This window comes from Natrinema sp. HArc-T2 (assembly GCF_041821085.1).
GTDB lineage: Archaea > Halobacteriota > Halobacteria > Halobacteriales > Natrialbaceae > Natrinema.
This window is the reverse complement of the sequence record NZ_JBGUAZ010000002.1, coordinates 450,934-476,199: the sequence shown is the minus strand read 5'-3', so window position 1 is coordinate 476,199 and position 25,266 is coordinate 450,934. Positions and strand designations below refer to the sequence as shown.

Here is a 25,266-nt window from a genome sequence, read left to right as displayed (position 1 = left end):
CGGAAAACGAGACGAAATGGTCGTACTCTCTTTCGTTGTCCTCGTCGGAATCGCCGTTCTCACCTGTCTGTTCATGGCGTGGGTGCTCGGTGCGAACAGCAACTCGCCGCCGTTTGCGCCCGCGATCGGTGCGAACGCGATCTCGACGATGCAAGCGGCGTTCGTCATCGGACTGCTCGCGGCCGCGGGCGCGCTCATGCAAGGCGGAAGCATCTCCGAGACAATCGGTGCGGACCTCATCGACGGCGTGACGATCACGCCGCTTGCGGCCACCGCTGGCCTGCTGACCGCGGCTGGCTTCATGTCGATCGGTATCTACACGCGATATCCGATCCCCGCGGCGTTCGCGACGACGGGTGCGATGGTCGGCGTCGGACTCTCGCTCGGCGGCGACCCGGCGATAGCGACCTACCGCCGGCTCGGCATCTTCTGGCTGCTGGTCCCGATCATGTCGGGCGGACTCGCCTACGCGACGGCGACGGTCCTGCGACGCGACGACGTCCCCGAGACAGTCGGCGTCCCGCTGTTGGCCGGCGTCGTCGGCGCGATCGTCGCCAACGTCCGACTCGGCGTGATTCCCGACCCGACCGCCGAGCAGGGAACCCTCGCGGGATTCGTCGCCCGGCAACTCGGCGGCGGCCCGATGCTCGCCGCTGGCGTCGATCTCGGGACCGTCCTCGTGACGATCGCCGTTGGACTGCTCGCGTTCGCCTGGGTGCGACGGCAGGTCCGCGAGTCAGTCGAAAGCGGGATCCGCTCGTTCCTGCTGGTTCTCGGCGGTATCGTCGCGTTCTCCTCTGGCGGCTCGCAGGTTGGGCTTGCGACCGGCCCGCTCGAGAACCTCTTTCAGACCGAACTCGGGCTCCCGGGATCGCTGTTGCTCGCGATCGGCGCGGTCGGCATCCTCGCAGGGGCCTGGATGGGCGCACCGCGGCTGTTACAGGCCACATCCAGAGAGTACGCTCAGCTCGGCGTGCGACGGTCGATCGCGGCGCTGGTCCCGGGGTTCATCATTGCCCAGCTGGCGATCGCACTCGGCATCCCGATCTCGCTGAACAACATCATCCTCTCGGGCGTCATCGGTGGCGGGCTGGCAGGCGGCTCGGCAGGCGTCTCGCGGCGCAAGATCGGCGTCACGATCACCTTCTGGCTCCTGACGCTCGGCAGTTCAGTCGTCGTCGGATACGGCCTGTATCGACTGTTCGCGACGGTGATAGGCGGCTGATTCCCACGGGCTCACTCGAGGACCGTCACCGGCTTCGCAGTGCGCTCGACTACCGTGGCGTCGATTCCGCGACCGAGAAACCGCCTGAAAAAGCCACTCGAGCGATTTCTGTCGCCAGCCATCACGACGTGATCGATCCCCGCCTCCGACGCATATCGAGGAACGACGGTTCCGGGTCGGCCCTCAGCGAGATCGATTCGGACGCGGTCCTCCGTGTCAGGGTCGGCAACCGACTCGAGCAACGTCTCGGCGCTGGCCCGTGCCTGCGTCGTCCGTTCCTCGTCGCGCTCTAAGACCCCTCCCTCACTGAGGGGCGCGTCGAGCGGCGTCACGACGGCCAGCAGGGTGATGTCGGCGTCGGGAAACGTCTCGAGGGCGTAGGAAAGCGCCTCGTCTTCCTGTGGTCGGCCAAGCGTGGGGACGAGAACGCGGTCGGGATCGGCCATGGGACGGGCTTCGGGTGCCGAACTCATCGGTCTATCGCCGTCGTACTCACTCTCATCCACAGGGTGAGTCACGGGTTCGTCGTTACTCAGCGATAGCAGCCCATCTCAACCAGATTATCAATCACCGAGTCGAGTATAAAATAAATTCCTGGCAAATGCTTTTCATCAGTTGGAGGTGGAGGCTCAGGCATGGGATCCGAAACGGGGATATCATCGACACGATCGCTCTCCCTCAGCGACCTGGTACGAGCAGGAGCGGGCGCGCTCGCAGTGTCGCTGATCATCAACTGGGTCATCGTGTTCGTGGCCAACGCCGGCGGTATCGCACCGGCACTGGAAGCACTGAATTACGGCCCGGTAACGTTCTTTACGACCCTCGGAGTCATCGGTGCGACCGTCACCTACGGCGTGCTCGCGCGACTCAGTTCCAGTCCTGATCGACTGTTTCTCATCGTGGCAGCGGTCGTCCTCGTCCTCTCGCTCGTGCCGGATTTTACGGTCATCCCAAATCAACCCGGTGGAAGCCTCTTCGCTGGCGCGATCCTCGGGCTGATGCACGTTACAACAGCAGTCATCTGTGTGGGTGTGCTGACCGACCGCAGTGCCGACCGGTGACCTGACACACCGCACGCGAGAACGCACAGCGTCCCCGCTGGAGCCCCGCTTGAGGGAGTCCGGAAGACGATACTTTAAACCGCAAACGGGGCCAAGCACGGGCAATGAATATCGAGGAGCTGTCGGGGCTCCCACCCGGTGCCATCGACCACTTCCGCAGCGAGGGCATCGAGGAGCTCTACCCGCCCCAATCCGAGGCGGTCGAGGCCGGCGCGACCGAGGGTGAAAACCTCGTTGCAGCCGTCCCCACCGCCAGCGGGAAGACGATGATCGCCGCCCTCTCGATGCTGTCGGCGATCGAACGCGGCGGGAAAGCACTGTACATCGTCCCGCTGCGAGCGCTCGCCAGCGAGAAGAAGGCCGAGTTCGAGGCCTACGAGGAGTTCGGCGCCACGGTTGGCGTCACGACCGGCAACTACGAGTCGACCAGCGACTGGCTCGCAACCAAAGACATCGTCGTCGCCACCAGCGAGAAGGTCGACTCCCTCGTTCGCAACGGCGCAGAGTGGCTCTCCGATCTCACCTGCGTCGTTTCCGACGAGGTTCATCTGATCGACGACCGCAACCGGGGGCCGACGCTCGAGGTGACGCTCGCGAAACTCCGCCAGCTCAACCCCGGACTGCAGACCGTCGCGCTCTCGGCGACGGTTGGCAATGCCGACGAAATCGCCGACTGGCTCGACGCCGAACTGGTCGACACCGACTGGCGACCGATCGACCTGCAGATGGGCGTCCACTACGGGAACGCGCTCAATTTCGCCGACGGCTCGACGCGCGAGGTACCCGTCGAGGGATCGGAAAAACAGGAGGCTGCACTCGTCCGCGACATCCTCCAAGAGGACGGTTCGTCGCTCGTGTTCGTCAACTCCCGGCGAAACGCAGAAGCCGCCGCGAAGCGGCTGGGCGGCGTTTCGAGACACGAACTGACCGCCGAGGAGGAAACCGAGCTCGCCGAGCTCGCCGACGAGATCCGCGAGGATAGCGACACCGAGACGAGCAAAGACTTAGCCGACTGCGTCGAACAGGGGTCGGCGTTTCACCACGCCGGCCTCTCGAGCACCCAGCGGAGCCTCGTCGAAGACGCCTTCCGCGACCGCCTGCTGAAAGTGATCTCGGCGACGCCGACGCTGGCCGCCGGTGTCAACACGCCTGCCCGACGCGTGATCGTCCGCGACTGGCGGCGCTTCGATTCCAGCGCCGGCGGGATGGCACCGCTTGACGTCCTCGAGGTCCACCAGATGATGGGCCGGGCTGGTCGCCCGGGGCTCGACCCCTACGGAGAAGCCGTCCTGCTGGCGAAAAACCACGACGAGAGCCAAGAGCTGTTCGACCGCTACATCTGGGCCGACCCCGAGCCGGTGCGTTCGAAACTGGCTGCCGAACCAGCCCTGCGGACCCACGTACTCGCGACGATCGCCTCCGGCTTCGCCCGCACGCGGGCGGAACTTCTCGAGTTCCTCGAGGCCACCCTCTACGCCAGCCAATCGACCGAAGCCGGTCGCCTCGAGACGGTGACCGACACCGTCTTGGAGTATCTCGAGTCGAACGATTTCATCGAACGCGACAGTGACAGCGGTGACGGGAGTGAAGACGACGGCAGCGCGTTCACCGCCGCTGCCGACCTCGCCGCTGACGACGGCGAGGAGGCACTCGGGGCCACCAGCCTCGGTCACACCGTCTCGCGGCTCTATCTCGATCCGATGAGCGCAGCAGAGATCGTCCACGGATTAGAGCGCGCCGACGAACGACCGACCGCACTGGGACTGTACCAGCTCGTCTCGCGGACACCCGATATGTACGAACTCTACCTGCGCTCGGGTGAGGACGAAAAATTCGGCGAACTCTACTACGAGCGCGAGGCCGAACTGCTGGGTGATACCCCAAGCGAGTTCGAGGAGGAGCGCTTCGAGGACTGGCTGGCCGCGCTCAAGACAGGCAAGTTGCTCGAGGACTGGGCCGACGAAACGGACGAGGAACGGCTGACCGACCGGTACAAGATCGGACCGGGCGATCTCCGGGGGAAAGTCGACACCGCCGAGTGGCTGCTCGGCGCTGCCGAGTCGCTGGCCGCCGAACTCGACAGCGAGTGGACCGTCGCCGTACGGGAGGCCCGCGCCCGCGTCGAACACGGCGTTAGTGAAGCCCTACTGGAACTCGTCTCTGTCGGCGGCGTCGGTCGCAAGCGCGCTCGCCGGCTCTACGAGGCGGGCATCCAAGAACCCGCCGACCTCCGAACGGCAGACAAAGCCGTCGTTCTCGGCGCACTCAAAGGGAAGAAGACAGCCGAGACCATCCTCGAGAACGCCGGTCGTGAAGATCCCTCGATGGATGGCGTCGAGTCAACGGCTGCGACAGGAGGAGACAGCGAACCGACAGGGTACTCGAATCGTGACGACGGTGACACCGACGAGACAGCACCACGGACGAACGACAGCCAATCGAGTCTGGGTGATTTCTGATGCAGCTCCTCGAATGCCGACTCGAAATCGACGACATCGATTCGTTCGTCGCCGACCTCGGCGAGCTCGGCGGTCGCTACGATGTGACGATCCAGGCGTTTGACGCCCGCTACGTCGCCGACCGCCGCCACCTTGAGCGAGCCGTCGAATTCGCGGATCGCGCCATCGACCGCGGCGAGAACGTTGCCCGCGATCGCGCCGTCGAAATCCTGCTGTACGCTGCCGGTCGTCGGCAGATCGATCGTGCGCTCGCGATGGGTGTCGACGACGGCGAGACTCGGGCGGTGGTGCTCATCGACGGCGATGCAGACGGGGACGAAGTGGCAGCGCTCGAGGCAGTCGAAACGCTGGATGCGTTCGTTGCCCGCGAACCGACACTCGAGGTCCAGGACAGCGAGACGCTGTGTGACTTTTTCGACGTTCCCGACGCCGAACGCGAGGCCACCGACGCATCGCTGTCGGCACTGGTCTGCGAGCGGGTGGCGCTGCTCGAGGTCGAAAAGTAGGCTCGCGGCGACGGCCAGGGTCGGACCGCGACGAGGATGGTCAATCGCGATGGCGCTCGGGTTCCACCGCCGCACTGTCATACTGACGACGGTCAGTCAGTTCCGGTGGGACCGCGACCCGTAACTGCGGGTGCACCGGCAACTCGTGACAGCAGACCGTATCAGTCATCCGCACGTCGCTCGAGGCGGCCTTCCCGTACTTCTCGAAGGCCGTCACAGATGCCACCCTGACTCGACATGTTGACCTGTGCGAGTCGGCCGCGCCGGTGGACGAGCTCGAACGAGTCGGGGTCGATCGGTTCGCCCTCTGGCGTTCGAAAGAGGCGGTCGTCCGGCGCCGAGACGAGGCCGGTTTCGCGAGCTTTCTCGAGGTAGCGCTCGAGCGGCGCCGCCGGAACGGCGACGGCGAACGAACGGTCGCTGACGTAGACGGCGGCGGACTCGGCTCCATCGGCCAGCTCGAGGGCTCGGAGTCGAATGTCGACGATCGCCTCGGCGTCGAGTCCGGCCTCGAGCAGCGCTTCGACGGCATCGTACTGGCGAGCGACACGGGCCTTGTCGTCGAGTTCGGCACGAACCGCAGCGACGTCGCCGTCGGCGTCCGGAAACGCCTCGGCGAACGAGAGTCGCTCGTTGACGCCGCGGTTGATCTCCGTCTCGTGCATGTGTTCGTGGAGCGTGATCCGGGCCTCCTCGACTGACGGCAGCGATTCGATCTCGTCGCGGGCGTCCACGGCCATCATCCACGCGAAAGCCGGCGAACACCACGCGGTTGGGAGCGTGAGGTCGACACCGACGTGGCCACCGTCGATCTCGATCGCGTCGACGTACTCGAGCGCGACGATCGAGCGGTCGAGTTCCGGATCGGTGACCCGGTCGAGTCGGTCGCGGACGGTCGCTCGCGTGGGAGCGGAGCCGTCGGATGTCTGCGTGCTCATCAGTCGTCCGCGGGTGCGGGTTCTTCACCTGCGTAGTGGTCCTCGAGGTCGAACTGCTGGCTGATCTCGTCGTCTTCGAACGCCTGTCGTTTCGCCTCGATGTCGATATCGTAGAGCTCGGCGGCGTTTTCGCCCATGACCTTCTTTTTCGTCTCGATGTCCCACTCGACGCCGTACTCCGCGCGGTGTTCCTCGGTGAGTTCTGCCTCCATGACCTCCTCGACGAGCCAATCGGGGTTCCAGATGGCGTAATCCGATCCGAAGATGACCCGATCCTCGCCGAGCCACCACAGCAGTTCGGACATGATCTCGGAGAACTTGCCCGGTCGGTTCTGGGCAAACGGCGCGGCGACGGCCAGGCCGCCGTAAACGTTCGTCTCCTGAGCGGCGATCCAGCAGAAATCGTCCAGCCGGGGCAGGCCGACGTGTTCGACGATGAAGTTGAGTTCCGGGAACGACGAGGCCGCATCGTCGACATCTTTCACGTCGAACGCGTCGCGATTGAGGGGGCGGATCGTCGGCCCCTTGTGCGGGTGGACGTTCTCGATGCCGAGGTCGGCACACTTCTGTAAGAACTCGAAGGCCTCCTCGTCGTCGAGGCGCCACCCCTTCGAGTCGCCGCGCCATTCGGCAGTATAGAGTTTGACGCCGGGAATCTCGTATTTCTCGTGGAGTTCCTCGAGGTACTCGAGACCCTCCTCGCCGTCGCGGGGGTCGAACGTACCGTTCAGGACGAACCGCTCGGGGTGTTCGGTCGCGAGTTCGGCGTTCTGCTCGGTGGTGTTGAACCCGTCGTCGTAAAAATCGGTGAGATACGTCGGCTGAAAGATCGCCATGTCGGCAGCGGCGTTGCCGAACAGATCCTCGACCATCCGGTCAGCGCCGTACTTGCGATACTCGTCTATGTCCCACTGGCGTTCCTCGGGCGTGAACGTCGTGTGATAGTCGTAGAAACACTGAATGAACTCTTCCCCTCCCTGGTGTTTGATATTCGCCTCCGTTGCGTCCCACAGATGGACGTGGCCATCGATGACGAATATCTCCTCTCCGTTCTGCTGATACATCGCACCATGCACATCGATACCACAACACATCACTCTTTTTCAGAAATGGATGAATACGACATTCGGATCTATTTTCACAGCCAAAATTAGCAGTCGCGGGCAGTAGTATCAAACCCAAGACATTCACGTGACACGAGACGCGAGGGGAACGTTATCACGGATGGCGATGAACTGTGTGTCTGTCCCATGCAAGCAGCCAGACTCCACGCGTACACCGACGAGATGAGCGACGCGCTCTCGGTCGACGAGATCGACCGCCCCGAACTCGAGCGATCCGACGGCGTCCTGATCGACGTCGAGGGCGCAGGGTGGTGTCAGACCGACAATCACATCATCGAGGGGATGTGGACTGACTACGCGCCACAGGACCTGCCGATGACGCTGGGCCACGAAAACGCGGGGATCGTCGCCGAAACCGGCGACGAAGTAACGCTGGTCGAGGAGGGCGACCCGGTGATCTGTCATCCCGTCCAGACCTGCGGGATCTGTCGGCCCTGCCGGCTCGGCGAGGACATGTACTGTGAAAACAGCGCATTCAACGGCCTCACGACCGACGGCGGCTTCGCCGAGTACCTCCAGACCAACGAGCGTGCGGTGATTCCGCTGCCCGACGGCGTCGATCCGACCGACATCGCCCCCCATGCCGACGCGGGAATTACGGCCTACCACGCCGTCAAGAAGGCGGTCGACGAGCTGAATCCCGGCGACACCAGCGTCGTCATCGGTGTCGGCGGCCTCGGCCACATCGGACTGCAGTGTCTCGAGGCGATGAGCGCCGCCGACATCGTCGCTGTCGACATCAAAGACGAGGCCCTCGAGTTGGCCGAGGACCTCGGTGCGCGCCACACGGTTAACGCCGCCGACGAGGACCTCCCGGACGTTATCGCCGATCTGACCGACGACGAGGGGGCCCAGCAGGTCATCGACTTCGTCGGCGGTGACGAGACGACCGGCCTTGCATCCGACATCGTCGCCGCCGGCGGCGACCACCACATCGTCGGCTACGGCGGCCACATCCACGAACCAAGTCAAGCCTTGGTCAACGGCGAGTTCGCCTACCGGGGGACGCTCGTCGGCAAGTACGCTGAACTCCAAGAACTCGTCGCGCTCGTCGACCGCGGCGACGTCGAACTGCGAACCGAACGCCACGACTTAGGTGAGATCAACACAGTCGCCGAGCGCCTCGAGCACAACGAAATCGAAGGTCGGGCGGTCATCCTCCCGCCCTGAGCCAGTCAGCGGACGCGAGCCGCCAACTCGTTTCGAGCCGACAGCCGCGAAGCCGACCGGCACTACACTCTTGCCTGGTCACGTGATACGGCCTGCATGGCTACGCTCGAGGATCCGATCGAAATCGGCGACATGGCGGTCCCCAATCGGCTCTATCGTGCGCCCCTACTCGAGTGTGCGGGCAACGGCCCCGACGCGACCGACACGCTGATCGACGATCTCGAACCGGCCGCCGAATCGGGCGTCGGGCTCATCTGCCAGGGCGCGACGATCGTCTGCGGTGAGGGCGGCTGTGCTGCGCCGGGGATGACCCGCGTCCACGATCCCGACTTCGTCGCCCGACTCTCTCGGCTGACCGATCGGATTCACGACCACGGGAGCCGGATTTTTATCCAGCTCGAGCACGGCGGGCTGCGGAGTATGGAGACCTGGCACGCCGAGTACCGAGCGGAGCATCCGGGCCTCGAGCAGCTCGCGGTGTCGGAGCCGCCGTGGCAGTTGCGGCTGCTGGACCGGATCGGGTTTCTCGAGTACGATCCCCACGTCCTCACGACCGCGGAGGTGTACGACCTCGCCGCCGATTTCGGCCGCGCAGCGGCTCGCGCCGTCGACGCGGGCTACGACGGAATTCACCTCGCCGGAGCAAACATGGGTATCATCCAGCAGTTCCTCTCGCCGTTTTACAATCGCCGAGACGACGAGTTCGGCGGCTCACCCGAAGCTCGCCTCGCGTTTCTCGCGGTCGTCCACGACGAGATCCGCGAGCGGGCAGGCGATGTGCCGCTGGTGACCAAGGTCCCCGCCGAGACGCCCGCCCCGCCCGCACCCGTCGTCCGCCGGAAACTCTCGCTGTCCGACGGCGTCGAAATCGCTCGCCGACTCGAGAAAATCGGTTACGATGCGGTCGTCCCGGTCCAGACGTCGGTCACCTGGGACATGAGCATCGTCCGCGGAGCGTATCCCGGGCGAGCGTGGGACAACGAGGCACTGCAGGACGCGTACGACGCGGCCTTCGGCGGCGCGACCCGACGACGGCTCGTCGCGCTGGCGAATCGCGTCCAATCGTTTCAGTACGACTTCGAGCCCGCGTGGAACGAGGAGTTCTGCCGGCGCGTCCGTGAGCAGGTGTCGATCCCCGTCCTCGCGGAGGGCGGGATCCGGGAGCGCGAAGAGATGGATCGCTTGCTCGGCTCGAGCGCAGGAACAGAGCCCGCTTGCGACATGGTCGGCATGGCCCGGCCCTTCTATGCCGAGCCGCGGCTGGGTGCGCGGCTGCTCGAGTCCGGACGGGAAGACGAGAACCCGCGTGTCGTCTGCGAGAGTTGTAACAACTGTACGGTCCCGCAGGTGACGGGTGCGCCGGGGATCTGTCGGACGCCCAGTGTGCTGCGAAAACGGGGCGAACTCGAGCGAGCGGGGGCCTACGAGCGAACGGTCGGGTCAGACCGTGACGGGCGCACTCGTTAGCTCTGCAAGCGTCCCCACAGTCGAGCTCCCGTCGACTTCGACTCTGAATCGGTCGTCGCTCGAGCCCGCGTAGTGGAGTTGCAGAGTGAACGAGCCGTCGGCAGCGATCGGCGCCGCTTCGCGGCGGTCGACGCCGACTTGCTCGAGCGTGACCATCCCGCTGGTATCGCCACGCGTCCGTCCGTGAATCTCGTAGCGCTGATAGTCAACTTGAACGTCCGAGGTCGCCTCCGAGGCGGACGCGCTGTCGTTGCTCTCGTTCTGTTGCGTTTCAACGACCGTGCCGGCCATCGGATAGCCGCGAGTGATCCATGCGCCGAATCCCTCGTCGATCGCGTACGTATGCTCGTATCCTGCAGCGATCAGCGACGCTGCACGCTGTGTCGAGAGGTGATGTGGACAGCGACAGTAGGTGACGATCTGCGTGTCGGTCGACCACTCTTCGACAGGGTCGTTTTCGGTGCCGTCGGGTGCGGGAGAGAAGACGGCATCCGCGACCCGAAGTTCCTCGTACTGGGCGCGGCCGCGCGCGTCGGCAAACCGTGCGTCGTCGTTTTCGTACCATTCGTAGACATCGTCGACCGGAGCGAGCGGCACAGCAACGCCGTTCGTCGTCGTCGTCTTGTATTCGTACTCGTTCGCCGCACTGTTGCCGCCGAGACAGCCGGCGAGCCCGCCGAGAGCAACCGTCCCACCAACCGCGAGGAACGTCCGTCGATTCATACCAGTTAGCTACCGACGGTGATTAAATATGGTTTCTGGTGACTCGAGTGTTATCGGCAGACCCCTTCGTTTCGACTGGAGACCGGAGGCAGAGGCTAAGAAGGTGCTCGAGTTGAAAGAACGGAAAGAGTAGTCCCCACAGGATTCGAACCTGTGTCGAAGCCCCCAGAAGGCTTCAGGATTGGCCACTACCCCAGGGGACTGCGCTGCGATAGATCGTTGGCTGTGGCCCTATTTATGATTGTCGGGTTGGAGTCGTGCCGGCTCGCAGTCAGGTGGATCAGCGTGCTCGAGACGATGACAATTTGCACAGAGAACGATACATCGCTCGATCTCTTCGCGAATGCTTGCCTTCGAGTGGCCATTGACGACCATGGTTGCGATGCTGTGTTCTTTCTCGCCGGGATGGTGAAAATCGAGACACGGTGGCCTGTCCTCGTCACAGCGAGCACACTCGCAGTGTCGGTCCTTGTACGCGAAGAGCCATCGCCGGATTTCCGCCCGGCGGCGGTCCTTTCGCTCGATTCGCTCCTCCCGGTTCTTGTAGTACCAGCGCTGTTGTCCTGTGAGGTCTGCCCACTCGAGGTCGCCAGGAATATCAACCCACTCCGGTTTCGGCTGGACAGGCTGGTCTCCGGTTGCACCGCGATCGAACGTTTCCAATTCTGCGCGTTCTTTCGCTGCATTCCAGCCGCCCAGTTGCTCCATAATCGTTGCAGAGGCAGGCCGTAATCCCAACTCCTCGTACTGTGCCTTTGTCGGCGACTCGTCTAGTCGCTTGGCTGCTTCCTGAAGGGCCTCGAGACACTCCTCGTCCGTCGTCACACAACCAGTGGCCGCGTTATCGGGTATAAACGCTCGCCTGATACTGGCGAGTTCGGTCGCTCGAGCGCGAACCGACATTCCTTTTTCCTGCTCCCGCACACCTGCGAGTATGTACGTCGGACGATTCGTCGTCGTCGGCCCCGAGGTCGGCGCCTACCGCGTCTCTTCACGCTCGTTCCCCAACCGCGAGATCACCGCTCGAGAGGAAGCACTCACCGTCGGCCCGACCGACGACGCACCGGAGACGGACAACCCGTACGTCTCCTACAACTGCCTGCGCGTCGTCGAGACGCCGACCGGCGAGACCGCTGCCTTCGGCAACGGCTCGCACGTCGATCCGATCGCGGAGAAACTCGAGCTCGGCTACCCCGCCCGCGACGCGCTCGCGGAGAGCCTGCTGGCGCTCGATTACGAAAAGGACGACTACGACACGCCCCGGATCGCGGCAACGATCGGCGACGACGGCAAGGCACTGATCGGCACGGTTCGAAAGGACGCACTGCTCGTCGAGACCGTCGACGAGCCGACGCTGGTCGCGACCTACGAGAACGACGCCCCCGAAGCGTTCGACCTCGAGGCCAACAGCGCCGACGCAGCCGCGAGCGAGGTCTACGACCACGAGTTCGAGCACGCCGTCTGTGCAGCCGGTGTCGCACTGACTGACGACGGGTTCGAGACGGCGATCGAAAACGGCAACTGAGCGGCACAGCTCGTTTTGCTCGCTGAAATCACCAGCCCAGCGTAGCTATCGCTCCCGAACGAGTATCGACGGGCGCTGGGTCGCCGACCGCCCACCGCTCTGCCCACCTGCTGGATAACGTACAAATCACTGGCACCTGTTAGCTGTGATCGTGAAAGTCGGACTCATCTCGGACATCCATGGGAACCGGGTCGCACTCGAGGCCGTCCTCGAAGACATGCCGCCGGTCGACGAACTGTGCTGTGCGGGGGACGTAGTCGGCTACAACCCCTGGCCGGCCGACTGCGTCGACACGCTTCGAGAGCGGGACGTGCCGACAGTGATGGGCAACCACGACGCCGCCGTCGCCGCGGAGACCCCCTTCCGGTTCAACGGGATGGCACAGGCGGGCGTCGAGCACGCGGAAAAGCAGCTCTCGGACGGTCAGCTCGAGTGGCTGGCCGCGCTGCCCGACGAACGTCGCGTCTGCGACGGGCGGGTGAAACTCGTCCACGGGCATCCGGACGACCCGGATCGGTACACCCGGTATACCTACCCACGGGAGTTCACGCCACGGCTGCTCGACGACGAGGACGTCCTGGTGCTCGGCCACACCCACGTGCAAGGCGTCGAGCGATTCGCGGAGGGGAGCGTCGTCAACCCCGGCAGTGTGGGCCAGCCCCGTGACGGAGACCCGCAGGCGGGGTATGCAGTGGTCGATCTCGAGGCGCTGACTGTCGAGACCGACCGCGTTGAATACGACATCGAGGCGGTGCAGACAGCCGTCGACGAGGCCGGGCTCCCAGACCGTATCGGCACGCGGCTGGCTCGCGGCGAGTGAGCCGGCACGCGACCACAGAAATGGTGCCTTTTACACTCTCCCCACGGCTACGCTCTACTATGGTATCCACCGGCCCGACTGTCTGTACCGATCGGAACCAGCCACGGCACATCGTGGGCCAGTGGTGTCGCGCGCGTCCGTCTCCATCGTGCCGACGGAAGCGCCGCCTCGAGACCGGATCGACAGCGGTGACGATCGGGACCGATGTTTAGGCGCATCTACGAGGACGTGCAGGCAATGCGCAAGCGCGACCCTGCGGCGAAAGGCTGGCTCGAGGTACTGTGTTGCTATCCGGGGCTGCACGCGGTCTGGGCCCACCGGATCGCACACCGCTTGTGGACCGGCAGCGGGACCGGCGAGCGATTCGTGGCGCGACTGCTTTCGCAGCTCGTGCGACTGTTGACTGGCGTCGAGATCCACCCGGGTGCGGACCTCGGTCGACGAGTGACGATCGATCACGGGATGGGCGTCGTCATCGGCGAGACCGCCGAGATCGGCGACGATGTCCACATGTACCACGGCGTCACGCTCGGCGGGGCCACGAACGAACCGGTCAAGCGCCATCCAACGGTCGAAGCAGGCGCACAACTGGGAGCCAACGCGACGCTGCTCGGCGACATCACGATCGGTGCAGAGGCAGCCGTCGGTGCCGGGTCAGTCGTCACGCAGGATGTCGAGCCCGGCGCGACCGTCGTCGGCGTCCCGGCGGAGCGAGTCGACTAAAGAAGGACTCAGATCAGCGGCTCGAGCAGCTCTCGACCCGCCTCGAGCAACTCGTCCACTCGCGTTTCGTCCGCGGCCTCGGCATAGACCCGCAACACTGGCTCCGTACCACTGGGGCGAACGAGCAGCCACGAGCCATCGGCCAGCAGGAGTTTGAACCCATCGGCGGTGTTGACGTCCTCGACTTCGGTATCCGCGACGGTCTCTGGGATTTCGGCCTCGAGATCGTCGAGCACCCGTGCCTTCTCGTCGTCGGGGCAGTCGACGCTGAGCTTGTCCTGGACGACCGTCCCGTGTGCTGCGAGCAGTCGGTCGACTCGCTCGTCGAGCGGTTCGGCGGCGTGCATCGCGGCCGCGAGTAGCGCCATCAACACGCCGTCTTTCTCGCGGACGTGGCCCCGAACGGTAAAGCCCCCCGACTCCTCGCCGCCGACGAGCGCCTCGCCGTCTGTCATCGCGTCGGCGACCCACTTGAAGCCGACCGGGACCTCCCGGACGGTCTCGCCGTGGGCCTCCGCGACGCGGTCGATCAGGTACGTCGTCGAGACGGTCCGGACCGCGGATCCGGAGGCGTCCTCGAGCAGGAAGTCATAGAGTGCGGCGAAAAACAGGTTCTCGTCGAGATACCCCCGCTCTGGTGTGACAACGGCGATGCGATCGGCGTCGCCGTCGTTGGCAATCCCGAGGTCGACGCCGCTATCGTTGTCGGTGACGGTTGCGATCAGCGTCTCGAGATTTTCGGCGGCGGGTTCGGGTGAGCCGCCGCCGAAGTCGGGGTCGCGCTCGCAGCGATAGCGTTCGAGGTCGGCCCCGGCGCGCTCGAGGACGGCGTCGGTGGTCCCGCGACCGCTGCCGTGTATGGCGTCGTAGGCGACGGACAGCGCCGAGAGGTCGGTACTGCCGGTGATCGATTCGACCAGATCGAAGACGGCATCCGCGTGGGTCTCGGCGAAGTCGACCTCGCGGACGGTGCCGTGCTCGGCTTCGGGCAGCGACTCGGGTTCGGCGAGGCGATCCGCGATGGCGTCGGTGACGGCGGGTAGCGCCGGTGCGCCATCTTCGGGGATGAACTTCACGCCGTTGTATTCGGGCGGGTTGTGCGAGGCCGTGATGACGAGCGCACCCGCGAGGTCGCGGTCGACGATCGCGTGGGCGACCAGCGGCGTCGGTCGGTCCCGATCGGAGAGCAGTACGTCGAACCCGTTCGCACACAGCACCCGCGACAGTTCCTCGGCGAACCCGCGCGAGGTTTCGCGGGCGTCGTACCCGATCGCGACCGGCCCCTCGAGTCCTTCGTCCGTGAGATACGTCGCCACCGCCTGTCCGACCATCCGGACGCGTGGCGTCGTAAACTCCTCGAGCGTCGCCCGCCAGCCGTCGGTACCGAAACTGATCGTCTCCATGGTGCGGTGGTCGCGGGCCGATGCGAAAAAAGCGACGGGCAACTGCGACCACAGAAATGTGGCACGTCACACCACAGCAGGCCAGTTCAGGCGTCGGCGTTTGCCAGGCGCTGCTCGAAGAGCCGTTCACCCGTCTCCTCGCAGGTGACCGCGACGACCTCGTGGGAGTGACAGCAGGATTCGACGACCTCCTCGCCCATCCGGACGTCGCCGCCGGAAGGACAGGTCTCGAGGAACATCCGGAGGCCGTTGAGCACCACGCCTTTCGTCTCGGGATCGAAGGTATCCCAGTCGGGCAGCCACGACTCGAGGGTATGGCTGGCGGCGACATCGGCGAGCAGTGCGGCACGAGAGGGCCACCGACCCGCAACGCCGGCGGCGGAGCGAAGCGTGCAGGCCTCGCCGCGATCGTCGAGGTCGAATTCAGCGGGGTCGGCGTCGAACCCGAAGGCGTCGGCGGCCGCCGTAGCGTCGAGGCCGGACTCCTCGACAGCGTCGATCGCGTCGAACCAGTCGGCCTCGAAGGCATCGGTCAGACAGAGGTCATCCCGGTCGTCACAGGGCTCGAGTACGTCGTGGTCGAGAAACAGCGTCTCGAGGTCGAGCGCCTCGGTGGCTTCGACAGCAGCCTCGGCATCGGGTTCGGACGCGTCGGCTTCGCCGACAGTCGTCACGTCGCCAGCGCTGGCCGGCTCGACACCGGGTTCACCACGGCCTGCGTCGGTAGTCGCCGTGGTATCGCCGCCGAGGCCGCTCGCCACGTCAGGGTCGGGGTCCTTGCCGAACCAGCGCAGGACTGCCGGTGGGAGATACCGTTTGGTCAGCGTCGGCGTCCCGGGGACGAGATATCCCCGTAAGTAGATCAGTGCGATCGAAATCCCGACGGCAAGCAGGCCGCCGAGACGGGATTTCCGTGCGATGAGGGAGCCGGCCACCGCCGCGATGATGAGGTTCAGGACGGTACAGGGTTCACAGCGGTTCTCGCCAGTGTAGTCGGGCTGTCTGAGATCGTCGACGACGTCGAGTTGCATCTCGAGCCGACTGTCATCACCATCATACATCTATTTGTTGGACGGCCAGGTCGGGATACGACCAGTCACCGGCGAACTGCTGGGCTGCGAGCGCGAGCACAGGGCATCACTCGAGTCCGACGAGTCGCTCTTTTGCCGCTCGAGACAGTTGCTTGATCTCGTACTCGCGGGACATGGCGGCCGACTTCGAGTCGAACCGTTCGTGATAGCGGAGTTCGACCGGCGTTCGTCCACGGGTGTACTTTGCGCCATCGCCGGCGTCGTGTTCGGCGACGCGTCGCTCGAGATCGGTCGTATAGCCGGTATAAAGGGAGCCATCGGCACACTCGAGGACGTAGACGACGTGATCAGCCTCGGCCATCGACTGTCGAACGGGACGGAGCCGTAAAAAGTCTCACGTCCGTAGGGGTCCCTGGTCGGTCGTCGCGATACGTTCAGGCGCCGCGAGCGCGTTCTTTCGCGGCTTCAGCGATTCCAGCGTTCGCCGAACAGCTGACACACGCGTGGATCTCACCGCGTTCGTTGGCGAAAACGCGTGCGAACCGTTCGGAGACGTGGGCGCCGCAGTGGTTACACTTGGGCATTGGACACACCGGCCGAAGCCGGTATCCGAATATATCGGGTGGATGGTTAAATAGGCTTCTCCAAACACTGTTTGGCTTTTCCCATATAGAAAATATTTTTCCCCATAGATGCATGCGAGCTATTCGCGAGCAGCGGCGATCGCTCGTGCGACCAGCGTCGCCTGTGCGCCGGCGACAAACCCTGCATCGACGTTGACGACCGAGAGAACGGTACAGGACTGGAGCATCCCGGCAAGTGCTGCCTCGCCGTCGCCGCCGTAGCCGTAGCCGCTCGAGACGGGGACGCCGATGACCGGCGTATCGACGAGGCCAGCGATCACGGTTGGCAGTGCCCCTTCCCGGCCGGCAGCGACGATCATCACGTCGGCCTCACGAAAGCGATCGAGCTGGTCGAGCGTTCGAGAGAGCGCCGCGACGCCGACGTCGTCGACCCGGTCGACCGTCGCACCGGCGTCCAGGCAGACCGCTTCGGCTTCGTCGGCGACCTCCTTATCGACCGTTCCGCCGGTGGCGATACCGACAGTCGCCTCGAGCGACGGTGGCTCGTAGTCGGCGGTCGTCACCCGAACCGCACCGCTGTGACGGTGGATCGTCGCGTCCGGAGCCGTCTCCGCGACGTAGTCCTCGAGAGCCGCGAACTGCTGGTCGGAGACGCGGGTGAGCAGCGCCCGGCCCGTCGTCTCGAGGGCGGTTTCGGCCAGTGCGACGACCTGTGGGATCGATTTTCCCTCCGCGAAGATCGCCTCCGGAACGCCACGGCGCTGGTCGCGGGCCGCGTCGAACCGGCCTGCCTCGCCGGTGGCATACCCTCTGAGTTCGGCTTCGGCCGCCGCTGGCGAGACGGTGCCGTCGGCGACGGCGTCGAGGAGTTCGCGCATACACGGTCTCTGCGGTCGAGACACACGAATCCGTCGACCCAGGATCGAGAACGATCGAGCGAGCGACGGCGCTGGCCAGGTGCTGAACGTGCGCTCGAGCCCCGGAGGACCGCGCGCGAGCCGGATCCGGTGGGTAACCAGCCGCAAAATCGAACGCGGCTGCTCATTAGACATATACTTTCCGGTGATTCTGGCCATCGAAACAGGCGAATTAACCGCTGCAACCCCCGTATTTCCGGTAGTAAGCACAATCCTTATATAGGGTAACGGGAAAGAAATAGATCGTATGGCAGATCTTATCGTCAAAGCCGCCGTAAAGGAAGCGCTCGATGACAAAAACGTCGCCTCGGATTTCTACGACGCCCTCGACGAGGAGGTCTCCGAGCTGCTCGACGACGCTGCCCGACGCGCAGAGGCCAACGACCGGAAGACGGTCCAGCCCCGCGACCTGTAAGGTCGACCCGCTTCGTTTTTTATCGACGCCACGCCGGATAGCCGTGCGTGTCGGTCGCGTCGCTGCTCACCGATAGTCAACGAGTCAAAAAGGACGGAACGAACCAGCGCTCAGCGCTGGCGCTGAGTCACGTACTCGTTCGTTCGACCGAGCAGCACGTAGTCTGTCTCGCGTAGCTCCGGGACCGACGCTGACCCGGTGACGAACATCGCCGTCCGCAACTCGAGGGCGAGCGTCTCGATCAGGTCGACGACCGCATCGGTTCCCTGGCCTGCCGGCGCGAGAAACGGCTTGGCAAGCCCGCCAGCGCGCGCGCCGAGGGCGATCGCCTTCGCGATGTCCAGCCCGGAGCGAACGCCGCCGCTTGCGATCACGCAGTCGTGGACGGACGCCGCCTCGAGCGTACTCACTGCAGTTGGGACACCCCAGGCCCGGAACAGCTGTCCGATCGCTTCTTGCCGGTCGGCACCGACCGCGGCCGCGCGATGGGACTCGATTCCCGACCATGTCGTGCCGCCTTGCCCGGCGACGTCGACGGCGTCGACACCGGCGTCGGCGAGCCGGGTCGCTGTTTCCCGTGAGATACCGTTGCCCGTCTCCTTGACGATCACCGGTACCGAGAGGTCGGCGGCGACGGCCTCGATCGCGTCGAGACAGCCGCGCGCGTCGACATCGCCTTCGGGCTGGACGGCTTCCTGTAAGAAGTTCAGGTGGACCGCCATTGCGTCGGCGTCGATCATCTCGACGGCGCGCTCGACGTCGTCGACATCGTACTCGAGCAACTGGGCCGCGCCGACGTTGCCATAGAGGAAGGCGTCGGGTGCGACCTCGCGGACGACCGTGTAGGACTCGAGCAAGTCCTCGTCGTCGAGTTCGAGGCCGGCACGCTGACTGCCGACGCCCATGGCGATATTCGTCTCCTGGGCGGCTTCGGCCAGCGCCCGGTTGATCTTCGTCGTATTGGGGTGGCCGCCGGTCATGCTCTCGATGACGATGGGGGCGGCAAGGTCGTGGCCGAACAGCGAGGTGGTCGTGTCGATCTCGTCGCGGTGGACATCCGGCAGTGCCTCGTGGACGAGGTCGATATCGGCGAACCCCGCGCCGTCCGTCTCGATGTCTTCTTCTTCGATGATGCGGATGTGATCGTCTTTCCTGTCGGATGTCTCGGGCATCGAATCGTCTCCATCGGAGGGTGGCGTGACGGTATTGAAAAGGTGTCCATTCGTCGTCCCGGTCGCTGCACGAACTGCGAGGGCGACTCGCGTTTTTTGCTCCTCGCCGCGGTATCGTGTTCCATGCTACGTACACTCCTGCTCGGCTTCGGGCTCGTCGAGATCGTCACGCCGCGACCGGTGATCGAGGCCTGCGAGCGGATCGGCCTGCAAAACCCCGAGGCGGCCCGGCGACGACCGCTCGCGCTGACCGGCGCACGGCTCGAGGGACTGGTCTTCGTCTGGCTACTCGCCCGCGGTCGCGAGGGATCGACGCTCGTCAGCGCGCTGCTCGGACTCGCCGGGCTGGTACTCGTCTTGGTTCCGCGCCCAATCATCACGTTCAGCCAGCACCTGGTGTATGCCAACACCGACGACCTCGAGTTACGGCTGTGGGTGGTGCCCGCGGCTCGGCTGCTGGGCGTGCTCTACCTGACGGTGCTCCTGCTGGCGCGCTCGACGGAGGGCGAGCGGACGGTCGACACCGACGCCAACACGACGACCACGTGAATCAGTACTCCTGGCGCTCGACGCCGTCCTCGCGGCCGACGTAGGTCACGTCGGCCAGCCCGACGAACAGGCCGTGTTCGACGACGCCGGGGATCGCCGACAGTCGCGTCGCGAGCGCGTCGGGATCGTCGATCCGACCGAACGCACAATCCAGCACCAGATTGCCGTTGTCGGTCACGACCGGGCCGTCCTTGCGCTCGGCGTCCCGGAGCGTCGGCTCGCCGCCCAATTCCTGAATTCGGTCTGCCGCGACGGTGTGAGCATCGGGAAGGACTTCGACCGGCACCGACCGCTCGAGGCGCTCGGTCAGCTTCGAGGGGTCAGCGACGACGATGAACCGATCGGCAGCCGAATCGACGAGTTTCTCGCGTGCGTGGGCCGCGCCGCCGCCTTTGATGAGCGCGCCGTGAGCGGGCGCATCGGGATCGTCGACGACCTGATCCGCGCCGTCGATCGCGATGTCGACACCGCCGACCGCGTCGAGGTCGGTCAGCGGGATGCCGACCTCGAGGGCCAGTCGACGGGACTGAAACGAGGTCGCGATTCCGCGAATCTCGAGGCCGTCGTCGACGGCCCGGCCAAGCGCCCGGATCGCGTGGGCGGTCGTCGAGCCGGTGCCGAGGCCGACGACGTCGCCGTCCGCGACTGCCTCGGCCGCGCGTTCGCCGGCGCGTCGTTTCGCTTCGTCTGAGCCACCGTCCGTCTTCATGCGTGTGCAAGCGAGCGGCGACGGGAAAAGCGTTGTAACTTCATTGCGGCGGCGAGCAATGCAACCGAATCGCCGGACACCACTGTTGCGCAGAACTTTTTTCAGACCGTCCGTCGTCGAACGGACATGGCGAGTTCGGACACGGCCGTCTCTCTTTCGAATGTCCGCAAAACATATCGTATCGGCGAGCCGGTCCACGCACTCGACGGCGTCTCCCTCGAGGTAGCCCGTGGCTCCTACACCGCGATCATGGGGCCGAGTGGGTCGGGCAAGTCGACGCTGATGAACCTGGTGGGCTGTCTGGACACGCCGACCGAGGGAACGGTGGTCGTCGGTGGGAAAGAAGTCGGAACGCTTGGCGACCGCGAACGGACGCAACTCCGGGGAACGGAGGTCGGCTTCGTGTTTCAGACGTTCAACCTCATGCCGCGGTTGAACGCCGTCGAAAACGTCGCGCTGCCGCAGCTGTTTCAGGATGTCGAACGGGCAGAACGCCGCGAGCGGGCACGCGAGTTGCTCGAGCGCGTCGGACTCGGGGATCGAGCGGATCATCTGCCGAACGAACTGTCGGGCGGCCAGCGCCAGCGGGTCGCGCTCGCCCGCGCGCTAGTCAACGACCCAGCAATCGTGCTGGCCGACGAGCCCTCGGGGAACCTCGATACGGACACCGAAGCCGACATTCTGGATCTTTTTGATGAGTTCCACGAGGGCGGGACGACGATGCTCGTCGTCACCCACGAGCGCCACGTCGCCGAGCGGGCCGACCGGATCGTCCACCTCCTCGATGGAAAGATCGAGCGAATCGAGGAACTCGAGGAGCGCGACGAGTCGCGGACGGGGTCGCCGGCAGGCCAGGAACCCGGAGGGAGCAACGAATGAATCCGCTCGAAAGTCTGCGCCTCGCGTGGCGGTCGATCCGCGGCCACCGGCTCCGATCGGCGCTGACGACGCTCGGGATCGTGATCGGCATCGCGGCGGTGATCGCCTTCGTCACGCTGGGTGCGAGCCTCCAGGCCGGCGTAATCGGCGACATCAGCCCTGACGACCAGCGAAACCTCTATGGCTGGGCTGCCGAGCCCGACACCGAAGGCGGCCCGCTTGCCGGTGCCCAGCCGGTCTTCACACAGGACGATCTTGAGGCAGTCGAAGAACTCGAAGACGTCGACGCGGCCTACGGCTACGCGACGCTCCAGACGCAGGCGATCTCGAACGGCGAGGAAACGGTAGCGCAAGGCAGCGGGTTGATCGCCTCGGGGCCGTCGTACATCCGCGAGGAGCGCATCGCCGAGGGCAGACAGTTCGAGATGGGAGCAGACGAAGCGGTGCTCAACCCGGCGGCTGCAAACCAGTTCGAGGAGAACGTCAGCCTCAACGACACCCTCACCGTGGCGATGCTCGGCGGGCAGCAAACCGAAGTCAAGGTCGTCGGCATCACCGACAACAGCGAGGGACTGAGTCCGTTCGAAGGGTTCGAGTCCTCGCCGCGGATCTACGTGCCGACGGACCCCTACTACACGGAGCAGGCATCAATGTTGGGGATCAGCGCTGGCGCTAACACTGGCAACCAGAGTGGGGCTAGCGGTGACGCTGGCGCTGGCAACCAGAGTATCACCGGCGGCGAAGCCCGCTTTCTCGCGATTATCGTCGAGGCTGAATCGGCCGATCAGGCCGACATCGACGCCGCCCGCGAGAGCGCGACCGACTACCTCGAGAGCGACGCCTCCGACGCCAGCGAGTTGTTAGGCGACGACCTCGCGGTGCAGTTCCAGACGAGTACGGAACTGCTCAGCCAGCTCGAGGACGTGTTGAACCTCCTGCAGAACTTCATCGTGGGAATCGCGGCTATCTCCTTGCTGGTCGGCTCGATCGGCATCGCGAACATCATGCTCGTCAGCGTCACCGAGCGGACCCGCGAGATCGGTATCATGAAAGCCGTCGGCGCGCAAAATCGCGACATCCTCGGACTGTTCTTGACCGAATCGGTGATCTTGGGCGTCATCGGCGCGATTTTGGGGACCGGACTGGGCCTCGCCGCGGGCTATCTCGGGGTGCAGTACATCGATCTGCCGCTGGTCTACCCGCTCGAGTACGTCGCGCTCGCGATCGTCGTCGGGATGGTCGTGGGAATCCTTGCCGGGCTGTATCCGGCCTGGCGAGCCGCGCGGACGGACCCGATCGACGCACTCAGATACGAGTGAGTGTGCTCATCGCTCTCGATCGGAATCCCGATCGCGCTCACGCTGTGTGTCTCGGTCGTCAGCGCGATCGCTCGAGTCCCCGAACTCGGTTTCGAACGCGGACGCCTCGTCGTCTCGCGTCGACGGCGTGTCGGAACGGCGATCGGTCTCCGCCGAACTCGTGTCGAAGCTGACCGTCTCCCGGGTTCGCCGGTGGCGATCGGGGTACTCCCGTGCGAGGTACGCGCCGAGGTAGCCACCGAGCAGCGAGAAGCCGACGGTGTAGAGCAGCAGGAAGAAGCCGGCGCTAAAGAGCACGAACGTGAACAGGACCACCCCTTCGATCGGGAAGCCGCCGATCAGTCCGAGACTGAGAAATCCGGCGACGAAAACCCCGAGAATCAAGAAGGGAATGAGCGTGATCGCCCCGGCCAGCGCACCCGCGATCGCGCCCGCTCGCTCGTCTGGCCCCTCGAGAAAGCCCGCGACAGCCCCGCCGAGGACGGTCGAGCCCGGGATAAACGAGGCGACGACGCTGATGGCAGCGCCGATAATCGCGTTGACGACCGTTCGCGTCCGAACCATACCCAACGAAGGGTCGGGAGGGAGAAAAGTGTCGGTGGTCCAAGACGGTGTGTCGGCAGCGCCCAGTCGCCGATCAGGGCTGGCGTTCGATCAGTCGTCAGCGACCTTCGAATCCGGCTCCTCGAACGTCGTCTCCGTTTCGTCGGGGCCGCTTTCGGGGTCCTCGTGGCCGTCTTCGACCAACTCTGTGAACGTGGCGTCGCCGTTGACCTCGTCTGCGAGCAAGTCGACGGCCTCGACGAACACCGCGACGAGCAGCGGGCCGACGACGACGCCGATCGCACCGAGGGTAAAGAGGCCGCCAGTGAATCCGACGAAGTAGAGGCTGCCAGGGAGACCCGCCGAGCGTCTGGCCAGCCGTGGTCGGACGGCGACGTCTGGCAACCAGGCGATCAGGACGAGCCCGAGCGTGCCGAGCAGCGTGGCCGCGACGAGGTCACCGACGGCAACGTGGTAGAGCGTGATCGGCACGACGAGCATGCTCGGGCCGATGATCGGGACGAACTGCAAGACTGCAGCGGCGATCGCGAGCGTCAGCGCCGCCTCGTAGCCAAGCATCCAGAACAGCGGGTAGGCGGCGGCAAACGTCCCAATCGACGTTGCGACCTGCAGCACGTAGATCGCATACAGCGTCTCGCGGGCCCGCCGAGCCAGCGCGTGGACGACATCTCGATACGCGTAGGGCACCGGTGCGATGGCCGCCCGGCCCGCTGCGTCACCTTTGAGCAGAAGGCCGAACAGGAGGACAACGAACAGCGCGAATTTGATCGCGAGTACCGGCAGCGCCAGCGCGAACGAGGTCGCAGCTCCCTGGACGAACTCGAGCGCGGTAGCCTGAACCTGCCCGGTTTCGATCGCGTAGGTCATCCCGAACGCCGACACCGACAGTTCCCGCGGCAGCGCAGCGAGGGTGTCGACGACATCCTCGAGCCGAAAGTACAGCGCGACGACCAGCGGCGCACTGACCGCGAGCGCGCTCACAAAGCCGACCAGCGTCGCGGCCAGCGCACCGGTCCACTCGGTGAGTCCGCGCCTGACGAACCAGCGCTGGACCGGAACGAGGACGTACGCGACGGTCAGCGAGAGCAGGATCGTCCCGAGCACCTCGAGTAAGATCGCGCCGGTCACGACGCCGAGCGCGACGACGACGCTCGCGAGGACATACCGTCGCTGGCGGCTCGAGCCAGTCGCTCCGTTCGCGAGATCGGTCACAGACGGGACTCTCACCGGAGGATTAAAGTCTTTGTCTGGCAGCGGGACTGGATTGGACAGGGTATCCTTTTTCGACGGAGGAGTAGTAGAGCACCACATGAAAGTAGTCCGTCGGCTTCGAATCGGCGTCGACCGGCAAACGGTGGCTGTCGGGACCGAGATCACCGTTTACGTCCGCGACGATCGGCGACACCCCGTCGAGGGAGCGATCGTCGACGCGCAGACGAAATCCGTACGGACGAACGAGCGCGGTCGCTGTCGGTTGCAATTCGATTCGCCCGGGTTCTGGAAGCTCGTCGCGGCGAAGTCACCGACCGGGCGCGAGGCGTACGAACCGACGTCGACGCTCGTTCGAGTCGTGCCGAACGAGACCGCGCTTCGCCCGCTCGGCTGGGTCGAATCGCGATAACAGCTATCGTAGCCACTGACCGTCACTGCACACCCGATCGCACGACGGGAGCGCGGTTCTCGCTCGCAGTTCTCGCTCCGAACCACGGACGATGCGATCGATGTGTCACTCGGTTCAGTCGTTACTATAGTGGCAACGAGCGGGCACAGTGTTATGCCACTCACTGGTGTAGGCCACGAGTATGGGAGACACGAAAGAAGGACGAGACAAGCAAGCCGACGACGCGGAGAAACACCAGCGAGAGCGAGAACTCACCGAGGAACTCGAGCGCGGTGACGAAGCCGAACCGGCGCTCGAGGACGACGAGGAGTCGGGTGAGGAGGAGTCGGACGAGGAAGACGACACAGCGGACGGGTAGTTAC

At 65.0% G+C, this 25,266-nt stretch carries 29 protein-coding genes; 15 read left to right on the top strand and 14 right to left on the bottom strand.

Annotated features, from left to right (window positions below):
- The first annotated feature begins 16 nt into the window (after nucleotides 1-16).
- Entirely contained in the window at nucleotides 17-1,225 is a 1,209-nt protein-coding gene (locus ACERI1_RS06885; protein ID WP_373617338.1) for an anion permease, read from the top strand.
- A gap of 11 nt (nucleotides 1,226-1,236) precedes the next feature.
- Here ACERI1_RS06885 and ACERI1_RS06880 read toward each other — a convergent pair whose 3' ends face one another.
- Complete coding sequence (locus ACERI1_RS06880; RefSeq protein WP_373617337.1) at nucleotides 1,237-1,698, bottom strand: universal stress protein; 462 nt, start codon at nucleotides 1,696-1,698, stop codon at nucleotides 1,237-1,239.
- A 162-nt stretch (nucleotides 1,699-1,860) separates the two neighbouring features.
- Between ACERI1_RS06880 and ACERI1_RS06875 the strand changes: the two genes are divergently transcribed.
- The 3 genes from ACERI1_RS06875 (at nucleotide 1,861) to cgi121 (ending at nucleotide 5,251) form a co-directional block, all read left to right on the top strand.
- Entirely contained in the window at nucleotides 1,861-2,286 is a 426-nt protein-coding gene (locus ACERI1_RS06875) for a DUF6069 family protein (RefSeq protein ID WP_373617336.1), read from the top strand.
- A 104-nt stretch (nucleotides 2,287-2,390) separates the two neighbouring features.
- The gene (locus ACERI1_RS06870; protein ID WP_373617335.1) at nucleotides 2,391-4,745 is read left to right on the top strand and encodes an ATP-dependent DNA helicase; all 2,355 of its coding nucleotides are present in this window, start codon (nucleotides 2,391-2,393) and stop codon (nucleotides 4,743-4,745) included.
- Entirely contained in the window at nucleotides 4,745-5,251 is a 507-nt protein-coding gene (gene cgi121 / locus ACERI1_RS06865; protein ID WP_373617334.1) for a KEOPS complex subunit Cgi121, read from the top strand. Before ACERI1_RS06870 ends, cgi121 begins: the two co-directional genes overlap by 1 nt.
- A 161-nt stretch (nucleotides 5,252-5,412) precedes the next feature.
- Here cgi121 and ACERI1_RS06860 read toward each other — a convergent pair whose 3' ends face one another.
- Together ACERI1_RS06860 and ACERI1_RS06855 are read right to left on the bottom strand one after the other, a co-directional pair.
- Nucleotides 5,413-6,189 (bottom strand): iron-sulfur cluster assembly protein, encoded by a 777-nt coding sequence (locus tag ACERI1_RS06860; RefSeq protein WP_373617333.1) that lies wholly within the window; start codon nucleotides 6,187-6,189, stop codon nucleotides 5,413-5,415.
- The gene (locus ACERI1_RS06855; protein WP_373617332.1) at nucleotides 6,189-7,253 is read right to left on the bottom strand and encodes an amidohydrolase family protein; all 1,065 of its coding nucleotides are present in this window, start codon (nucleotides 7,251-7,253) and stop codon (nucleotides 6,189-6,191) included. The genes ACERI1_RS06860 and ACERI1_RS06855 overlap by 1 nt, the downstream gene beginning before the upstream one ends.
- 186 nt (nucleotides 7,254-7,439) lie before the next feature.
- Between ACERI1_RS06855 and ACERI1_RS06850 the strand changes: the two genes are divergently transcribed.
- On the top strand, nucleotides 7,440-8,483 hold the full coding sequence (locus ACERI1_RS06850) for an NAD(P)-dependent alcohol dehydrogenase (protein ID WP_373617331.1): 1,044 nt from the start codon (nucleotides 7,440-7,442) through the stop codon (nucleotides 8,481-8,483).
- Nucleotides 8,484-8,579: 96 nt separating this feature from the next.
- Nucleotides 8,580-9,950, top strand: coding sequence for an NADH:flavin oxidoreductase (locus ACERI1_RS06845; protein WP_373617330.1), 1,371 nt, complete (start codon nucleotides 8,580-8,582; stop codon nucleotides 9,948-9,950).
- On the opposite strand, the gene ACERI1_RS06840 is transcribed toward ACERI1_RS06845, so the two are convergent.
- Both ACERI1_RS06840 and ACERI1_RS06835 read right to left on the bottom strand, forming a co-directional pair.
- Nucleotides 9,924-10,673, bottom strand: a complete 750-nt coding sequence (locus ACERI1_RS06840; RefSeq protein WP_373617329.1) for a rhodanese-like domain-containing protein — start codon at nucleotides 10,671-10,673, stop codon at nucleotides 9,924-9,926. The genes ACERI1_RS06845 and ACERI1_RS06840 overlap by 27 nt on opposite strands.
- A gap of 231 nt (nucleotides 10,674-10,904) precedes the next feature.
- A complete protein-coding gene (locus ACERI1_RS06835; RefSeq protein ID WP_373617328.1) occupies nucleotides 10,905-11,498 on the bottom strand; it encodes a homing endonuclease associated repeat-containing protein in 594 nt (197 codons plus the stop codon).
- Between the two features lie 109 nt (nucleotides 11,499-11,607).
- On the opposite strand from ACERI1_RS06835, the gene ACERI1_RS06830 reads away from it, so the two are divergent.
- From ACERI1_RS06830 to cysE, 3 genes are all read left to right on the top strand, one after another.
- Nucleotides 11,608-12,198: an IMP cyclohydrolase gene (locus ACERI1_RS06830; protein WP_373617327.1), complete on the top strand. Its 591-nt coding sequence runs from the start codon at nucleotides 11,608-11,610 to the stop codon at nucleotides 12,196-12,198.
- A gap of 151 nt (nucleotides 12,199-12,349) precedes the next feature.
- Complete coding sequence (locus ACERI1_RS06825) at nucleotides 12,350-13,018, top strand: metallophosphoesterase (protein WP_373617326.1); 669 nt, start codon at nucleotides 12,350-12,352, stop codon at nucleotides 13,016-13,018.
- 204 nt (nucleotides 13,019-13,222) lie between these two features.
- Nucleotides 13,223-13,741, top strand: coding sequence for a serine O-acetyltransferase (gene cysE, locus ACERI1_RS06820; RefSeq protein WP_373617325.1), 519 nt, complete (start codon nucleotides 13,223-13,225; stop codon nucleotides 13,739-13,741).
- An 8-nt stretch (nucleotides 13,742-13,749) separates the two neighbouring features.
- On the opposite strand, the gene ACERI1_RS06815 is transcribed toward cysE, so the two are convergent.
- From ACERI1_RS06815 to larB, 5 genes are all read right to left on the bottom strand, one after another.
- Nucleotides 13,750-15,144: a phosphoglucomutase/phosphomannomutase family protein gene (locus tag ACERI1_RS06815; RefSeq protein WP_373617324.1), complete on the bottom strand. Its 1,395-nt coding sequence runs from the start codon at nucleotides 15,142-15,144 to the stop codon at nucleotides 13,750-13,752.
- Between the two features lie 86 nt (nucleotides 15,145-15,230).
- Nucleotides 15,231-16,175 carry a hypothetical protein gene (locus tag ACERI1_RS06810; protein ID WP_373617498.1) on the bottom strand — a complete coding sequence of 315 codons (945 nt, stop codon included), beginning with the start codon at nucleotides 16,173-16,175 and terminating at the stop codon, nucleotides 15,231-15,233.
- Between the two features lie 106 nt (nucleotides 16,176-16,281).
- Nucleotides 16,282-16,536: a GIY-YIG nuclease family protein gene (locus tag ACERI1_RS06805; protein ID WP_373617323.1), complete on the bottom strand. Its 255-nt coding sequence runs from the start codon at nucleotides 16,534-16,536 to the stop codon at nucleotides 16,282-16,284.
- A gap of 73 nt (nucleotides 16,537-16,609) precedes the next feature.
- The gene (locus ACERI1_RS06800) at nucleotides 16,610-16,759 is read right to left on the bottom strand and encodes a hypothetical protein (protein ID WP_373617322.1); all 150 of its coding nucleotides are present in this window, start codon (nucleotides 16,757-16,759) and stop codon (nucleotides 16,610-16,612) included.
- A 119-nt stretch (nucleotides 16,760-16,878) separates the two neighbouring features.
- Complete coding sequence (gene larB / locus ACERI1_RS06795; RefSeq protein WP_373617321.1) at nucleotides 16,879-17,637, bottom strand: nickel pincer cofactor biosynthesis protein LarB; 759 nt, start codon at nucleotides 17,635-17,637, stop codon at nucleotides 16,879-16,881.
- 286 nt (nucleotides 17,638-17,923) lie between these two features.
- Here larB and ACERI1_RS06790 point away from each other — a divergent pair, with 286 nt between their 5' ends.
- Nucleotides 17,924-18,091, top strand: a complete 168-nt coding sequence (locus ACERI1_RS06790) for a DUF1931 family protein (protein ID WP_008013450.1) — start codon at nucleotides 17,924-17,926, stop codon at nucleotides 18,089-18,091.
- 110 nt (nucleotides 18,092-18,201) lie between these two features.
- Here the strand turns inward: ACERI1_RS06790 and fni are convergent, their stop codons facing one another.
- The gene (gene fni / locus ACERI1_RS06785) at nucleotides 18,202-19,263 is read right to left on the bottom strand and encodes a type 2 isopentenyl-diphosphate Delta-isomerase (RefSeq protein WP_373617320.1); all 1,062 of its coding nucleotides are present in this window, start codon (nucleotides 19,261-19,263) and stop codon (nucleotides 18,202-18,204) included.
- Nucleotides 19,264-19,386: 123 nt separating this feature from the next.
- Here fni and ACERI1_RS06780 point away from each other — a divergent pair, with 123 nt between their 5' ends.
- The gene (locus ACERI1_RS06780) at nucleotides 19,387-19,812 is read left to right on the top strand and encodes a hypothetical protein (RefSeq protein ID WP_373617319.1); all 426 of its coding nucleotides are present in this window, start codon (nucleotides 19,387-19,389) and stop codon (nucleotides 19,810-19,812) included.
- A gap of 1 nt (nucleotide 19,813) precedes the next feature.
- Here the strand turns inward: ACERI1_RS06780 and rpiA are convergent, their stop codons facing one another.
- A complete protein-coding gene (gene rpiA, locus ACERI1_RS06775) occupies nucleotides 19,814-20,521 on the bottom strand; it encodes a ribose-5-phosphate isomerase RpiA (protein ID WP_373617318.1) in 708 nt (235 codons plus the stop codon).
- Nucleotides 20,522-20,647: 126 nt separating this feature from the next.
- Here rpiA and ACERI1_RS06770 point away from each other — a divergent pair, with 126 nt between their 5' ends.
- Entirely contained in the window at nucleotides 20,648-21,400 is a 753-nt protein-coding gene (locus tag ACERI1_RS06770) for an ABC transporter ATP-binding protein (protein ID WP_373617317.1), read from the top strand.
- Nucleotides 21,397-22,719, top strand: coding sequence for an ABC transporter permease (locus ACERI1_RS06765; RefSeq protein ID WP_373617315.1), 1,323 nt, complete (start codon nucleotides 21,397-21,399; stop codon nucleotides 22,717-22,719). Before ACERI1_RS06770 ends, ACERI1_RS06765 begins: the two co-directional genes overlap by 4 nt.
- Before the next feature lie 6 nt (nucleotides 22,720-22,725).
- On the opposite strand, the gene ACERI1_RS06760 is transcribed toward ACERI1_RS06765, so the two are convergent.
- Together ACERI1_RS06760 and ACERI1_RS06755 are read right to left on the bottom strand one after the other, a co-directional pair.
- Nucleotides 22,726-23,283, bottom strand: a complete 558-nt coding sequence (locus tag ACERI1_RS06760) for a DUF5518 domain-containing protein (protein WP_373617314.1) — start codon at nucleotides 23,281-23,283, stop codon at nucleotides 22,726-22,728.
- A 90-nt stretch (nucleotides 23,284-23,373) separates the two neighbouring features.
- Complete coding sequence (locus tag ACERI1_RS06755; RefSeq protein ID WP_373617313.1) at nucleotides 23,374-24,495, bottom strand: AI-2E family transporter; 1,122 nt, start codon at nucleotides 24,493-24,495, stop codon at nucleotides 23,374-23,376.
- Between the two features lie 97 nt (nucleotides 24,496-24,592).
- On the opposite strand from ACERI1_RS06755, the gene ACERI1_RS06750 reads away from it, so the two are divergent.
- Nucleotides 24,593-24,904: a carboxypeptidase regulatory-like domain-containing protein gene (locus tag ACERI1_RS06750; protein WP_373617312.1), complete on the top strand. Its 312-nt coding sequence runs from the start codon at nucleotides 24,593-24,595 to the stop codon at nucleotides 24,902-24,904.
- A 181-nt stretch (nucleotides 24,905-25,085) separates the two neighbouring features.
- The gene (locus ACERI1_RS06745) at nucleotides 25,086-25,262 is read left to right on the top strand and encodes a hypothetical protein (RefSeq protein WP_373617311.1); all 177 of its coding nucleotides are present in this window, start codon (nucleotides 25,086-25,088) and stop codon (nucleotides 25,260-25,262) included.
- Nucleotides 25,263-25,266 lie beyond the last annotated feature (4 nt).